General features: G+C 70.9%; 14 protein-coding genes and 1 tRNA gene. 8 read left to right on the plus strand and 7 right to left on the minus strand.

The features are described from left to right. Positions 1 to 66: 66 nt before the first annotated feature. Complete coding sequence (locus ASF37_RS03560; RefSeq protein WP_055968473.1) at positions 67 to 723, minus strand: response regulator transcription factor; 657 nt, start codon at positions 721 to 723, stop codon at positions 67 to 69. Further along, on the minus strand, positions 720 to 1,865 hold the full coding sequence (locus ASF37_RS03565; RefSeq protein ID WP_056579111.1) for a sensor histidine kinase: 1,146 nt from the start codon (positions 1,863 to 1,865) through the stop codon (positions 720 to 722). Before ASF37_RS03565 ends, ASF37_RS03560 begins: the two co-directional genes overlap by 4 nt. Positions 1,866 to 2,002: 137 nt before the next feature. Here ASF37_RS03565 and ASF37_RS03570 point away from each other — a divergent pair, with 137 nt between their 5' ends. Continuing rightward, entirely contained in the window at positions 2,003 to 2,995 is a 993-nt protein-coding gene (locus ASF37_RS03570; RefSeq protein ID WP_056579112.1) for a hypothetical protein, read from the plus strand. 122 nt (positions 2,996 to 3,117) lie between these two features. Here ASF37_RS03570 and ASF37_RS03575 read toward each other — a convergent pair whose 3' ends face one another. Further along, entirely contained in the window at positions 3,118 to 3,693 is a 576-nt protein-coding gene (locus ASF37_RS03575; RefSeq protein ID WP_056579113.1) for a DapH/DapD/GlmU-related protein, read from the minus strand. Positions 3,694 to 3,836: 143 nt separating this feature from the next. On the opposite strand from ASF37_RS03575, the gene ASF37_RS03580 reads away from it, so the two are divergent. Genes ASF37_RS03580 through ASF37_RS03595 form a run of 4 tightly spaced genes read left to right on the plus strand, consistent with a single transcriptional unit; the run spans position 3,837 to position 6,751 of the window. Then, entirely contained in the window at positions 3,837 to 4,874 is a 1,038-nt protein-coding gene (locus ASF37_RS03580; RefSeq protein WP_055966704.1) for an alcohol dehydrogenase catalytic domain-containing protein, read from the plus strand. A 22-nt stretch (positions 4,875 to 4,896) separates the two neighbouring features. Beyond that, positions 4,897 to 5,310, plus strand: coding sequence for a cupin domain-containing protein (locus tag ASF37_RS03585; RefSeq protein ID WP_056576600.1), 414 nt, complete (start codon positions 4,897 to 4,899; stop codon positions 5,308 to 5,310). Then, on the plus strand, positions 5,307 to 5,831 hold the full coding sequence (locus ASF37_RS03590) for a cyclophilin-like fold protein (RefSeq protein ID WP_056576597.1): 525 nt from the start codon (positions 5,307 to 5,309) through the stop codon (positions 5,829 to 5,831). The genes ASF37_RS03585 and ASF37_RS03590 overlap by 4 nt, the downstream gene beginning before the upstream one ends. A gap of 44 nt (positions 5,832 to 5,875) precedes the next feature. Continuing rightward, a complete protein-coding gene (locus ASF37_RS03595; RefSeq protein ID WP_056553757.1) occupies positions 5,876 to 6,751 on the plus strand; it encodes a helix-turn-helix transcriptional regulator in 876 nt (291 codons plus the stop codon). Between the two features lie 357 nt (positions 6,752 to 7,108). On the opposite strand, the gene ASF37_RS03600 is transcribed toward ASF37_RS03595, so the two are convergent. Next, complete coding sequence (locus tag ASF37_RS03600; protein ID WP_200931165.1) at positions 7,109 to 8,614, minus strand: serine hydrolase; 1,506 nt, start codon at positions 8,612 to 8,614, stop codon at positions 7,109 to 7,111. Here ASF37_RS03600 and ASF37_RS03605 point away from each other — a divergent pair. After that, a complete protein-coding gene (locus tag ASF37_RS03605) occupies positions 8,613 to 9,470 on the plus strand; it encodes an alpha/beta hydrolase (protein WP_235499949.1) in 858 nt (285 codons plus the stop codon). The genes ASF37_RS03600 and ASF37_RS03605 overlap by 2 nt on opposite strands. A 28-nt stretch (positions 9,471 to 9,498) precedes the next feature. Beyond that, a complete protein-coding gene (locus ASF37_RS03610; protein ID WP_056553754.1) occupies positions 9,499 to 10,545 on the plus strand; it encodes a helix-turn-helix domain-containing protein in 1,047 nt (348 codons plus the stop codon). Between the two features lie 170 nt (positions 10,546 to 10,715). Here the strand turns inward: ASF37_RS03610 and ASF37_RS03615 are convergent. Continuing rightward, positions 10,716 to 10,792 (minus strand) — tRNA-Met (locus ASF37_RS03615). A gap of 110 nt (positions 10,793 to 10,902) precedes the next feature. Between ASF37_RS03615 and ASF37_RS03620 the strand changes: the two genes are divergently transcribed. Next, the gene (locus ASF37_RS03620; RefSeq protein ID WP_056579114.1) at positions 10,903 to 12,399 is read left to right on the plus strand and encodes a serine/threonine-protein kinase; all 1,497 of its coding nucleotides are present in this window, start codon (positions 10,903 to 10,905) and stop codon (positions 12,397 to 12,399) included. A gap of 16 nt (positions 12,400 to 12,415) precedes the next feature. On the opposite strand, the gene ASF37_RS03625 is transcribed toward ASF37_RS03620, so the two are convergent. Continuing rightward, on the minus strand, positions 12,416 to 12,811 hold the full coding sequence (locus ASF37_RS03625; RefSeq protein WP_156368116.1) for a hypothetical protein: 396 nt from the start codon (positions 12,809 to 12,811) through the stop codon (positions 12,416 to 12,418). Between the two features lie 17 nt (positions 12,812 to 12,828). After that, a complete protein-coding gene (locus ASF37_RS03630; protein ID WP_056553748.1) occupies positions 12,829 to 14,016 on the minus strand; it encodes a fatty acid desaturase in 1,188 nt (395 codons plus the stop codon). Between the last annotated feature and the right edge of the window lie 3 nt (positions 14,017 to 14,019).

Here is a 14,019-nt window from a genome sequence, read left to right on the forward strand (position 1 = left end):
CGCCCCCGCCGGACCCGGCGGGGGCGTTCGGCGTGCCCGGCACTCGTGGCCGAGGGCGGCGGTGCGCTAGTCCCGGACTCGGCCGGTCTCGTAAGCCCACATTGCGACCTCCACCCGGTTCCGGGCACCGAGCTTGGCCATGAGGCTGCCGATGTGGGTCTTCACCGTGCTGAGGCTGATGTGCAGCTCGCCCGCGATCTCAGCGTTGGTGCGACCTCGCGCGATGGTGAGCAGCACCTGCTCCTCGCGTTCGGTGAGCGGGTCGATGGGCTGTGCGGGAGGGATGGCCCGACCGGTGCCCGCGAACGTCGACAGCAGCCGGCGGGTGATGCTGGGCGAGATGAGCGAGTCACCGCGGGTGGCTGCACGGATCGCCTCGCCGAGCAGCTCGGGGCCGGCGTCCTTCAGCAGGAAGCCGGTGGCACCGGCCGACAGCGCCCCGTGCACGTACTCGTCGAGGTCGAAGGTGGTGATCACGACGACGGCGACCGGGTGCTGGACGCCCGGCCCGGCCAGCAGGCGGGTCGCCTCGACGCCGTCGAGGACGGGCATACGGATGTCCATCAGGCACACGTCGGGACGGAGCTCGCGCGCCAGTCGTACCGCCTCCTGGCCGTCGCGCGCCTCCCCCACGACCTCGATGCCCTCCAGCGTGCCGAGGATCAGGCACAGTCCGGTCCGCACGAGGTCCTGGTCGTCGGCGACCAGCACCCTGATGCTCATGCCGACCCCTGCCGCGGCAGCGTGGCGCTGACGGCCCACCCGCGATCGAGGCAGGGGCCCGCCTCGCACGTGCCGCCCAGGAGCAGGGCGCGCTCCTTCATCCCGGTGAGCCCGAACCCCGTCTCGGGACCGAGCTCGGCCGTACCCGGGTCGCCGTCGTCGCGGACGACGAGGCTGATGGTCGAACGGTCGCCGGCGACGCGCACGTCGACGACGGTGGCGTTCCGGGCGTGCCGGAGCGCGTTGGTGACCGCCTCCTGCGCGATGCGGAAGACGGCGGCGTCGATGGCCGACGGCAGCGCCGCGACGTCACCGGACACCCCGACCTCGACCCTCGGTCCCGCGGGCGAGGCCCCGGAGAGCCGGTGGAGGTCGGCGACGCCGGGCTGCGGGGCGTAGTCGACCGGAGCCTCGTTGCGCAGCACGCGGACCATCGTCCGCATCTCCGCGAGCGTGCGCGAGGCCTCTTCCTCGATGACCTCCAACGCCTCGAGCGGCGCCGACGGGCTGGTCGCCGCTAGAGCACGCCCTGCCTGGGCCTGGACGGCGATGGCCGAGACGTGGTGCGCCACCGTGTCGTGCAGCTCCCGCGCCAGCAGGACGCGCTCCTGCGACTTCACCTGCTCCACCCTCCGCTCCCGTGCGCCGTGCTGGGTGCGGACGGCCCACCCCAGGGCGAAGGAGGCGACGAGGACGCCGATCCCGCCGACCGCGTCGGCCATCCCGGTCCAGCTGGTCAGGACCGCCGTCGTGGCCGCGCCCAGGATGACCGCCAGCCCCGCGACCGCCTCCCGCCCCGAGCCCCACCGGAAGAGCGAGTAGGGCAGCAGCAGGACGTAGAGCATCGTGTAGACGTCGAGCGTCGGTGCGTCGGTGACGAACAGCCCGACCTGGAGCACCGCGACCACCCCGAAGACCGTCCCGACCACGGCCAGCGGGTGAGTACGACGCCACAGCAGCAGCGGGGCCAGTCCGAGCGTCACCACCATCGACAGCACGGGCAGCGTGAGGTCCTCGCGCAGCAGGCCCTCCAGCACCCCGAAGAACGCGATGGAGCCCAGCAGCGCCCAGTCGCGCCACACCCGCGCCGGGGGCGCCGCGGGTCGGGACTCGGCCAGGACGGACTGCAGTGGGTGGCTCACAGACTCAGCGTAGGGATCCGGGGGCGGCAGCGGACCGTCCGAAAGGTTGAGCCGACGTCATCAGGTCTGCGGGATCGGTCCGCTCGTGCTGGGATGGGAAAGGAGTCCCTCAGCAGACCTCGACGACCGGAGATCACGTGTCACCTCGTCCCCGTTCCTCCCGTTCCCTCCGCTCCCGCGTCGCGGTGGGCATCGGCGCGATCGCGCTGGCTGCCACGCCCGCGCTCGCCGCTCCCGCTGCGGTGGCCAGCGAGCCGGGCCAGCACGGCGCCCGCCAGGCGTTCCCCGACCGCATCGAGCTGCCTGACAACTTCCAGCCCGAGGGCATCACCATCGGTCCCCGAGACCAGGCCTACCTGGGCTCGCGCCTGGACGGCGACATCCTGCGCGCCGACCTGCGCACGGGCCGCACCACGACGATCAGCCAGGGCCCTGGCACCGCGTCGGTCGGCCTGAAGATCGACCAGCGCGGCCGCCTGTTCGTGGCCGGCGGTCCTTCCGGCACCCTGCGGGTGGTCGACTCGCGCTCCGGCGCGCTGCTGCGCACCTACCAGCTGGCCACGGGAGAGTCGTTCGTCAACGACGTGCTGATCTCGGGCGACACGGTGTGGGTGACCGACTCACGCCGCGCGACCCTGTTCCGCCTCGACCTCGGCCGAGGTGGCGCGCTACCCGCTGCAGCCACCGCGCTGCCCCTGACCGGCGACTGGGTCCAGGCGCCGCCCGGCACCAACGCGGCGAACGGCATCAGCGACACCCCCGACGGCTCGGCCCTGCTCGTGGTCAACAGCTCCGACGGCGGCCTCTACCGGGTCGACCCGCGCACCGGTGCGACGACGAGGGTCGACCTCGGTGGCGCGACCCTGACCAACGGCGACGGCCTGCTGCGCGAGGGACGCACCCTCTACGCGGTGCAGAACCGGCTGAACCAGGTCGCCGTGGTGCAGCTGTCACGCGATGATCGCTCCGGCACCCTCCGGAGCACCATCACGAACGATGACTTCGACGTCCCGACCACCATCGCACGCGCGGGCCGCTCGCTCTACCTGCCGAACGCGCGGTTCAGCACGCCGCCGACCCCCACCACGGAGTACTGGATCACGCGGGTCGACGCTCCCCGCGGTCGCTGACCGGCAGCACGCGACCCCGGGCGTCGCGGGGCACCACCTGATCGTCGACGGCCCCGGCAGACCATCCGGGGCCGTCGACGTTCTCGGGCCCGAGGAGACCAACGGGACCGCTGAACCTCAGGTCAGGCCTGGTAGCCGGTGGGCCTGACCACCCGTGCGGGGACGCCGGCCACGATCGTGTCGGCGGGCACGTCGCGGGTGACCACGGCGCCGGCGCCCACCACGGCCCCGTCGCCGATCGTGACACCGGGCACGACCGTCACGCCGGCCCCGAGCCAGACCTTGCGCCCGATCACGACGGGTGCCGGCACCATCGAGGCTCGGAGCGCCGGGTCCATGCCGTGGTCCAGCGTCGTCAGGGTGCAGCCGTGGCCGATGAGCGAGCCGTCCCCGATGGTGATGCCGCCGGTGTCCTGGAAGCGGCAGCCGATGTTGATGAAGACGTCCTTGCCGAGCGTCAGGTTCTTGCCGAACTCGCTGTAGAACGGCGGAAACACGACGACCGAGTCCTCGACCGGGCGGCCCGTGAGCCGGGCAAGCAGGTCCCGGACCTGCTCCGGCGTGCGGTAGGCGCCGTTCAGCTCTGCGATGACGGCCAAGGCCTCCTGGGAGGCACCGTGCATGAACTGGTGGTGCTCAGAGCCACCGATGATCTCGGCTCCGCTGTCGACGTGGTCGAGGAACTGCTTCAGGTCCATGACCTCGAGCCTGCCCCGTGCGGCCGTGTCGGAGAACGCCTCAGGGGGGTGCTGTCTGTACCCCCGACAAGACGGACCTTCCCCACGCACCAGGTCCGCGCTCCACTGGGATGGAACACCCACCGACCAGAGAAGGACATCCGATGAAGGCGACACTCATGCACGGCGCCGGCGACGTGCGCATCGAGGACGTGCCGGACGCGGCCATCAAGGCGTCGACCGACGCGCTGGTCCGCATCACGACCTCCTGCATCTGCGGCAGCGACCTGCACCCCTACGGCTCCATGCCGGCCAACGGCAGCCCCGCCCGCATGGGCCACGAGTTCATCGGCGTCGTCGAGGACGTCGGGTCGGCGGTCACCACCGTCACGAAGGGCGACCTCGTCGTCGCCCCCTTCGCCATCTCCGACGGGACCTGTGAGTTCTGCCGCGAGGGTCTGCACACCTCCTGCATCCACGGCTCGTTCTGGGACACCCTCCCCGACGAGGGCGGGCAGGCCGAGGCCGCGCGAGTGCCGTACGCCGACGGCACCCTGGTCAAGCTTCCCGTCGCGCCCGACTCCGCACTCATGCCGTCGCTGCTGACGCTGTCGGACGTGCTCGGCACGGGCCACCACGCGGCCGTCGCCGGCGGTGTCACCCAGCGCACCAGCGTGACCGTCATCGGCGATGGCGCCGTCGGGCTGCTCGCGGTCCTGTCGGCCAAGCGCCTCGGCGCTGAGCAGATCATCCTGATGGGTCGTCACGAGACGCGCACCGACCTGGGCCGCGAGTTCGGAGCCACCGACGTCGTCGCGACCCGCGGAGAGGAAGGCATCGCGGCCGTGCGCGACCTCACCCACGGCCACGGCACCCACGTCGTGCTCGAGGCGGTCGGCCACATGCCTGCCTACGAGCAGGCGGTCGGCGTCGTCCGGCCCGGCGGCACCATCAGCCGCGTCGGGGTGCCGCAGTACGAGGCCGCCCCGGTCGGCTTCGCGAGCCTCTTCGGAGGAAACGTCCGCCTGACCGGTGGCCCCGCTCCGGTGCGCGCCTACATCGAGGAGCTCATGCCCGACATCCTCGACGGCACCATCGAGCCCGGCAGGGTCTTCGACACCACCACGGACCTCGACGGCGTCCCCGACGGCTACCGCGCCATGGCCGACCGTCGCAGCCTCAAGGTCCTCGTCAACCCCTGACCCTCCCGACGCAAGGAACATCATGCAGATCACGCGCAGCAGCCTCGCCACCGCCAAGGGACCCGCCGACTGGTTCACCGGCGACGTCTACATCGATCCCGTGGCGGCGGCACCCCCGCCGTCCCGCGTCTCGGCGAACCTCGTGCACTTCACGCCTGGTGCCCGCACGCACTGGCACCGCCACCAGCTCGGCCAGACGGTCTTCGTGACCGAGGGAGTCGGCCTCTGCCAGCGCCGTGGGGGACCGGTCGAGGTCATCCGTCCCGGCGACCGCGTGCTGTTCGAGGCCGACGAGGAGCACTGGCACGGTGCCGCGCCGAGCCGGCTGATGGTGCACCTGGCCATCAACGAGGCCGACGACGACCACGACGTCGTGCACTGGCTGGACCCGGTCACCGACGTCGAGTACCTCGCAGCGCCGGAGCAGCAGCGATGAGGCTGTCGCTCGTGCTGCTGGTCGCCGGGGTCCTGACTGCGTGCTCGAGCGCGGAGGGCCCGGCCTCCCCGTCGTCCACCCCGGCCCCGTCCACGAGGGCACCCTCCGGCGCGCCGTCGGGGGCGACGTCGGGGGCGACGTCGGAAGCCGAGGAAAGCGGGACCCGGATCCGTATCGAGTTCGCCGGTGACCAGGTCGAGGCGACCGTGCTGGACACGCCGGTCGGCCGCGACCTCGTCGCGCAGCTGCCGCTGGAGCTCGACATGAGCGACCACGGCGGCGTCGAGAAGACCGGTCCCCTGCCGCGGGAGCTCTCGACCGACGGGGAACCCACCGGCGCCGACCCGGACGTGGGCGCACTCGGCTACTACGCCCCGTACGGCGACCTCGTCCTCTACTACGGCGACCAGTCGTACTTCGACGGCATCGTGGTCCTGGGCAGGATGGGGAAGGGATTCGACGCGCTCGGCCGCATCGACGGAAACGTCAGCGTGCGTGTCGAGGCCCTGGACCAGCCGTGACCGGATGCGGGGAACGCCCTCCCGCGTCGGCGTACGGTGGGCTGGTGGACAACCGTTCCGACATCAGGGAGTTCCTCGCGACCCGCCGCGCCCGGCTCACGCCGCCCGAGGTGGGCCTGCCTGACGCCGGCCGGCGTCGCCGGGTCCCAGGTCTGCGCCGAGAAGAGGTCGCCGTCCTCGCTGGAGTGAGCACCGACTGGTACACGCGGCTGGAGAAGGGTCACATCAAGGGCGTCTCCGAGGACGTGCTCGATGCCGTGGCGCGAGCACTGCGGCTCGACGCGGCCGAGCGGACCTACCTCTTCGACCTCGCCCGCGTCGCACGCGCCCGTACGAGCGCGCCGCGGCCCAAGGCACGCCATGAGGTGTCGACCGAGGTGCAGTGGATGCTGGACTCGATGTCAGGATCCGCTGCGTTCGTCGCCGACGGGCGGCTGGACATCATCGCCTCCAACCCACTGGCGCGAGCGCTCTACTCACCCGTCTTCGAGCACGACCCCGCACGGCCGAACATCGCGCGGTACCAGTTCCTGGATCCGTCGGCCACCGAGCTCTTCCCCGACTGGAACGGCGCCGCGAACGTCACGGTCGCCCTCCTGCGCACCGAGGCGGGTCGCGACCCCGAGAGCAAGACGATGCGCGAGCTGGTCGGTGAGCTGTCGACCGTCAGCGAGGAGTTCCGCACGCGATGGGCCTCCCACGACGTCAGGCTGCACGTCGCCGGCCGCAAGCAGTTCAACCATCCCGCGACGGGGGTCATCGACGTGGCCTACCACTCCATGAACCTGTCCACCGAGGGCGCGCGACTGCAGGTCATGACCGTCTACACCGCCGAACCGGGGAGCCCGTCGGAGGAGCGACTCAGGCTCCTCGCGAGCTGGGGCGCCAGCACGACCGCTCCTTCGTCGACGCGGCCCTGAGGGCGTCTGACAGCAAAGCGCAGCGCGACCCAAAGGGGTCCGCGCAGCACGTCTCGACATGGTCGACGGCCTCGAGCCAGCGCCCGTAGCCACCGGCACGCGTCCTACTGACGAGGGACGGCCGCGCGTGACGAAGGCCCCGTCACCGTCTCGGTCAGGGGACCTTGTCGCGGCACCGGGGAAAGGGTGCGTGACGGCGCCTTCCCGCCACGAGTCACCGCCGTGGATCCTGCACGCCACCGAGGGCACCACCGGCTCCGTGAAGACGCACAACGTGAACTGACGACCGAGACCGGTCGATCGGCGCACCAGGCGTCGACACCCTCGTTCGTCACCGAGAACGTCGGACTCGAAGGCTCAGAGAGCAGCGTAGAGCGCCTCCTCGAAATCCACGTACATCTTCCACGCGTCGTCTTGGGCGATGAACGGCAACGAGTTCGTGTAGATCGAGGCGGCGATGCCGGTAGCGCGGTCGATGAAGAAGTGAGTGTTGAACAGCCCCGCCCAGGCACCGGTGCCGGCTCTGCGCCGTCCGGGAACGTCCTCGGTGTTCAGCAGCAGACCGTAGCCCCACTTGTAACCCCGGCCGGCGTACATCGTGTCGGTGATGGCAGGGTCCGCAGTCGGGATTTCGGCCGGGAAGTCGATCTCCCCGATCTGGTTGCTGAAGGCGGCGTCGACCGTCGCCTGGCTGAGGATGCGGGCGCCGTCGAGCTCACCGCCGCGCAGGAGGGCTCGCTCGAAGCGGATGTAGTCGCGCGGGGTGGAGTACAGCCCGTGTCCCCCGGCATACCACTCAGGCGACTGGTTGAGGATCTCGCCGGCTGAGACCCATCCGCCGTCCTCCCCCCGCACATGCACCGTCACCGCGTTGGCGTAGCGGGCCTCGTCGAGGATGAACGCGGTGTCCGCCATGCCGAGTGGGCCGGTGATGTTCTCGCGGATCACCACGTCCAGCGGCGTCCCCGCGACAGCCTCCACGACGCGGCCGAGCCAGTCAGTGTTGATGCCGTAGACGTACTGCGTGCCCGGGTCAGCCACGAGCGGGGCGTTGAACGCCTCCATCGTGCCGGGGACGACGTTCGGCACGCCAGTGGCCGCCTCGTACGTGACGAGCTGGTCGTTCCAGAACCAGTAGCCGAGACCCGAGGTGTGGGTCACCAACTGGTGGACGGTGGCCTTGCTGGCGGGATCACGGAGGATCGGCTCGTCGCCGTCGAAGCCATCGAGCACCTTGACGTCGGCGAACTCCGGCACGTACTGCTCGACGGGAGCGCTCAGGTCGAGCTGGCCGCGCTCCACCTGCTGCAGGGCGGCAGTCGTCGCGACCATCTTGGTCATCGACATGATGCGGAAGTGCGTCGACGTCGTCACCGGGTCGTCGGACTCGCCGGCGATCCGGACACCCGCACCGCCCTCGTAGAAGACGCCGTCGGCGTCCGCGGCGATGGCCGCGACGTGCGGCACGGCACCCCCCTGGACGGCGTCCTGCAGCACCCGGTCGATGCCGCTGCCGTCGATGTTTCTGGTCATGATGACCTCCAGTTGGTTCGGGTCCACGGTGGCGTCGAGGACGGTGTCCCCCGTCACACTTGCCGGTCGGCGGCGCGATCGGAACCGACAGCGCGACGCAGATCGGCACCCCGGGCCCGCCAGGTGGCGGGCCAGCCCCTCGTCATCCGCCGAACCATGGCCAGCGACCTCGCGTCGGGGGTAGCCTCCGTGCAACACGACCAGGAAGGAGACGGTGATGCCAACCTCTGGCTTGGCACGACCGGCCTTCGATCCCGAGCTGAAGGCGGGGCTCTCGGTGGTGGGTGGCATGTTCCCGCCGACGATCACCCCGGACTTGATCGACTTCATGCGTACGTCCTATGCGTCCCCACCGCTGGGGGACCTTCTCCGCGACCGCGGCATCGAGCGCCAAGACCACACGTGCCGCGGCCACCAGGGGGACCCCCTGGAACTCTCGGTCCTACGGCACCGTGCCGCGACCGGCCGCGTGCCCGTCGTGGTCTATGCACATTCGGGTGGACTGATGTTCGGAGACCGTTTCAGCGGCATCGACCTCGTGCTGGACTGGGTCGACGAGCTGGGCGCAGCGCTCATGACCGTCGAGTACCGCCTCGCGCCGGAATGCCCTGACCCCTACGGCCGGGAGGACATGTATCAGGCGTTGCTGTGGCTCGCGGACCACGCCGAACAGCTGCAGGTTCGCACCGACCGCATCATGGTGGCGGGGGCAAGTGCCGGCGGCGGCTTGGCTGCGGGTCTTGCCCTGGCCGCTCGCGACCGGAGCGGACCCAGCCTCTGCGGGCAGGTGCTCGACTACCCGATGCTGGACGACCGGTGCAGCACGCCCTCGACCTCACAGTTCGATGGAGTCGGGGTGTGGGACCGGATCAGCAACATCACCGGTTGGGACGCGCTGCTGGGGGATGCCCGAGGGTCGACGACGGTCTCGCACTACGCTGCCCCGTCCCGCGCCACGAACCTCGCCGACCTCCCCCCCGCGTTCATCGACGTGGGCGCGGCGGAGATCTTCCGCGACGAGGCGATCGACTACGCCAACGGCATCTGGCGCGCAGGGGGCGACGCCGAGCTGCACGTCTGGTCAGGCGCCTTCCATGCCTGCGACATCTTCGCTCCTCACACGACCGTGGGCCGCAGCATGATCGCAGCCCGGAACTCGTGGGTGGAGAAGATCCTTGCCGACTGACCACTCCCGACCGGCGGAGGCGAGCTAGGTGCAGGAGCTCCTCGGGCGCATCGCGCGGCTCGACCCGAGTGCGAGCCTCGGCCTGCGCGTCATCGCCTGCTTCGACGAGCTCGTCGTGGGCAACGTCAACACCCGAGCGCTCCTTGCCGCCGCCGCTTCCCTCGCCGCTTGCCCGGCCGGCTTCCGCCAGCGTTCCCCCGCGCGGACCATCCGCATCACCCCCGACGGACACCACGTGCCATCGGGGGCGCCCCCTCCCTCACCTCGTCCGGAGATGGTCTCCGCACCGGCGGGCGACCTGGAGGTCTGGCTCGAGCGGGAGGGGGCGGCACAGCCGAACGACGCCATCATCCTGGAGCGCCTGGCCTTGGCGGTGCGCATCCGTCACGGGCACGGGCGCCGCGAGTTCGACAACCGTCGGCACTTCGGGCTGCTCGTCGACGAGTCGGTCACGGAGAACCAGCGCTGCGTCTCGGCCACCGCCCTCGGCTTGAACATCGACCGTGACTACCGCGTCGCGGCCGCACCTCTGTTCGCCGTCTGGGACGCTCATCCCTCCGGACCCGAGGACGTCGTCCCGACCCGTTTCGGACCCATCCACGCAGTGGTCGTCCCGGCAGACGCCGGCTCCGTGGCGGCCAGCCCCTGCGGCGTCGGGTCCGCTACCCGACCCGTCGACCTGCACCGCTCGTTCCGCACCGCCCTCGTGGCCCTTCGGCTGTGCGAGCCACCGACCACGGGCCTGGTGCACGCCGACGACCTCGGCGGCCTCGTCGGCCTGCTGGCGGACACTGGTGACACCACGACCAGCCCAGACGTCGAGCGCCTCGCCACCGTCCTGACCCACCCCTGGGGACTGCCCACCGTCCAAGCCATCATCAGCACCGGCACCGTCCGCCAGGCCGCGCGCGCGGCGGGCGTCCATCACAGCACCATGCAGGACCGCATCGACACCATGGAGCAGACGCTCGACTTCGACCCCCTCGACGGCTTCGGCCGGACGCGGCTGGGCACCGCGCATCTCATGTGGCGCCTGCGCACCTCCCACGTGCTCGAGCTGCCGCCCCCTCACTGACCCCGGTCCTCCAGCCGCGGACGGCATCGGCACTGCCTCGCCGAGGGGAGAGCACCGCCCCTGGTGTCGTCGAACGTCAGGGCTACGGCTCGATGTCGCGTCCACCCGGCGAGAGATCGGCTGCGCATGGCGAAGGCCCCCTCACCGTCTCCGGTCAGGGGGCCTTCTCGTGGTAGCGGGGACAGGATTTGAACCTGTGACCTCTGGGTTATGAGCCCAGCGAGCTACCGAACTGCTCCACCCCGCGTCGCACTCAGTACTTTACGGCACGGTGAACGCCGATCCAAATCGGGGGGTGCGGTCTCGGGTCGCCACTCTCGTGATCGCCTCGTACCGTGGGGTGCGGAAGGAGGCGACGTGATCGCAGATCGCTACGAGCTCGACCGTGAGATCGGTCGGGGCGGTGCCACGAGCGTGTGGGTCGCGCACGACACCGTGCTCGGTCGTACCGTCGCGCTCAAGCGCCTCGGTCACGCGCCCGGCTCCTCCGAGATCGATGCCGCCCGTGCCGAGCGCGAGGCGCACCTCGCCGCGCGCGTGCACCACCCGAACATCGTGGCCGTCTACGACATCGCCGACGACGACGAGCACACCTGGCTCGTCATGGAGTACGTCGACGGACCGACTCTCGCCGACCTGTGCGACGGCATGCCGCTGGAGGCCGACCGCGCCGCCCGCCTGCTCGCCCAGGTTGCCGATGCGCTCGCCGCCGCGCACGACGCCGGCATGATCCACCGCGACGTCAAGCCCTCCAACGTCTTCGTCGCCGACGGCGACGTGGCCAAGCTGGGCGACTTCGGCATCGCGCGCCGCGAGATCGACGAGGCGCTCACGCGCACCGGCCTGATCACCGGCTCCCCGGCCTTCCTCTCCCCCGAGATCGCCCGCGGGCGCACCGCCACCACGGCGAGCGACGTGTGGGCCTTCGGGATCACCGCGTTCCACGCCGCCACCGGGTCCCCGCCGTTCGACGTCGCCGACGACGACCCGATCACGGCCGTGCAGAAGATCCTGGACTCGGCCACGCCGATCCTCCCGGCCGACCACCCGCTGGCTCCGGTCGTGGCGGCCACCATGCAGCAGGAGCCCGACGAGCGGGCCTCGATGCGCGAGGTGGCCGGCCTGCTGCACGACATCGTCCACCCCGGCGCACCGCGCCGGTCGGCGCTGGCCGACCTTCTGATCGACCACGTCTCCCGCGACGACTTCGCCGACGACCAGCCGCCACGCCTCGCGCCCGCGAGCGTCGCGCCGGTTCGGTCCACGGATGCCGCGGAGCTCACGGCGCCGCCCGACTCGACCGTCCGGCGCGACCCCCACGCCACCCGGGTCACGCCGCTCCCGTCGCCCGAGCAGCCGAGCCGGGGCTCGCACGCCGCTCCCCCGCCGATGTGGCGCGACCGCCGCTTCGCCCTCGCAGCCGCAGCCGCCGTCGCGGTCCTGGCCTCGGCGGTCACGGGCGTGGCCATCACCTCCGGCGGTGACGACGGCTCCAGCACCGTCGCCTCGGCCGATGGAGGCGAGGGCTCCGGTGGGGAGTCGACGTCGCTGGCCGAGCGGCTCGAGAAGTTCGCCAACACCTACGTCACGACCGCCGCCGGCGACCCGCGCAAGGGCTTCGAGCTGCTCACCACCGAGTACCAGCAGGCCAGCGGTGGGCTCTCCGGCTACGAGAGCTTCTGGAGCAAGGTCGAGGACGTGCGCGTCGAGCGCGTCTCGCCCGATCCCGAGGCCATGCGCGTCACCTACATCTACTCCTACCTCTACGAGGGCAGCCGGCGCACCGAGACCGTGACGCTCCAGCTCACCAAGGACGGCTCCAGCTACCTCATCGACGGCGCCGAGTCGATCTGAGGCCCGCTGGGCACCCTTAGGGCTCGAGCGTCTCGCGGGCCAGCACCGAGTTGGGCCGGAACGACACCGGCTCCCCCCGCCGCGCGGGCCTGACCAGGTCGAATCCCGCCGTCGTCACGAGCACCCAGCGTCGCGGACGCTCCGGGCGGCCGAGTCGCTGACGGACCTCGCCCGCCACCTCCCGGGCACACGCCTCGTGGCAGGGCGGGAACGCGAACTCACCGTCGAGCGCCTCGTCGGACGAGCCGACGAATGCGATCGGTCGAGCCAGCGTCGACCCGCACACCCCGCAGATGCGGCTCAGGGCGCACCGGATGGCGCGCTTCTTGACCACCTGGTCGTGCGAGCCGACACCCGCGTCGTCGACGCAGGCGAACGGCAGTGCCGCGCCGTCGACCACGGGGCCTCTCACGACGACCGTCGGACCGCTCACTGGGCAGCGGCGGTGCTCGTCCACCGCCCCAGCTCGTGGCGACGGCCCGGACGCTCGTCGTCGCGGCGACGCCCACGCGGGACCGGGGGCGGCGTGGCGTCGTCCTTGGTGCGGCGGTTGGGCAGCGACAGCTTCATGATCGTGCGCAGCACCTGTCCGTACTGACGGTGCAGCGGACCGGTCGTGTACGGGATGCCGTAGCGCCCGCAGATGTCCTGCACCTTCTCGGAGATCTGCGCGTAGCGGTTGCTCGGCAGGTCGGGGAACAGGTGGTGCTCGATCTGGTAGCCCAGCTGCCCGCTCATGATGTGCAGCAGCTTGCCGCCCTGGAAGTTCGCCGAGCCGAGCATCTGGCGCAGGTACCACTCCGCGCGCGTCTCGTCCTCGAGCTCCTCCTCCGTGAAGTGCACGGCCCCGTCGGGGAAGTGCCCGCAGAAGATGATCATGTACGCCCACACGTTGCGGATGATGTTGGACGTGAAGTTCGCCGTGAGGGTGCTCATGAACGCCGGGCCGGTCAGGGCCGGGTACACGACGTAGTCCTTGAGCGCCTGCTTGCCGACCTTGTCGCCGATCTGCTTGAGCTGACGCTTGAGCAGCTTCGGGTCCTTCTCGCCCTTGCGGATCGCCTCGATGTCGAGGTCGTGCAGGGCCACGCCCCACTCGAAGAACATCGCCAGGAGCGCGTTGTAGATCGGCTGCCCCAGGTTGTAGGGCGTCCACTTCTGGTCGCGGCTCATGCGCAGGATGCCGTAGCCCACGTCGTTGTCGTGGCCGAGCACGTTCGTGAACTGGTGGTGGATGTAGTTGTGCGAGTGCTTCCACTGCTCCGCGGGCTGGGTGGTGTCCCACTCCCAGCTGCTGGAGTGCACCTCCGGGTCGTTCATCCAGTCCCACTGGCCGTGCATCGTGTTGTGGCCGATCTCCATGTTCTCCAGGATCTTGGCCGACGACAGCAGTGCCGTGCCGAGCAGCCAGGCCGGCGGGAACATGCTGGCGAACAGGGTGATGCGCCCGGCCGCGGCGAGGCGACGCTGCAGCGTGATGATGCGCATCACGTAGTCGCGGTCGGCCTGACCGCGATCGGCCTCGACCTGGGCGCGGATCTCGTCGAGCTCGCGCCCGATCGCCTCCACCTCCTCGTCGGTCAGGTGGGTGTACTCGCGGACGTCGGCGTAGGCCATGTG

Source organism: Aeromicrobium sp. Leaf289 (genome assembly GCF_001423335.1).
Classification (GTDB): Bacteria; Actinomycetota; Actinomycetes; order Propionibacteriales; family Nocardioidaceae; genus Aeromicrobium.

What these genes read in the sequence shown, in the direction of transcription:
- ASF37_RS03630 (WP_056553748.1), bottom strand. Translation starts at nt 14,016, where the DNA reads ATGGCCTACGCCGACGTCCGCGAGTACACCCACCTGACCGACGAGGAG.
- ASF37_RS03585 (WP_056576600.1), top strand. Translation starts at nt 4,897, where the DNA reads ATGCAGATCACGCGCAGCAGCCTCGCCACCGCCAAGGGACCCGCCGAC.
- ASF37_RS03560 (WP_055968473.1), bottom strand. Translation starts at nt 723, where the DNA reads ATGAGCATCAGGGTGCTGGTCGCCGACGACCAGGACCTCGTGCGGACC.
- ASF37_RS03600 (WP_200931165.1), bottom strand. Translation starts at nt 8,614, where the DNA reads ATGAAGTCGATCAAGTCCGGGGTGATCGTCGGCGGGAACATGCCACCC.
- ASF37_RS03590 (WP_056576597.1), top strand. Translation starts at nt 5,307, where the DNA reads ATGAGGCTGTCGCTCGTGCTGCTGGTCGCCGGGGTCCTGACTGCGTGC.
- ASF37_RS03580 (WP_055966704.1), top strand. Translation starts at nt 3,837, where the DNA reads ATGAAGGCGACACTCATGCACGGCGCCGGCGACGTGCGCATCGAGGAC.
- ASF37_RS03575 (WP_056579113.1), bottom strand. Translation starts at nt 3,693, where the DNA reads ATGGACCTGAAGCAGTTCCTCGACCACGTCGACAGCGGAGCCGAGATC.
- ASF37_RS03605 (WP_235499949.1), top strand. Translation starts at nt 8,613, where the DNA reads ATGCGTACGTCCTATGCGTCCCCACCGCTGGGGGACCTTCTCCGCGAC.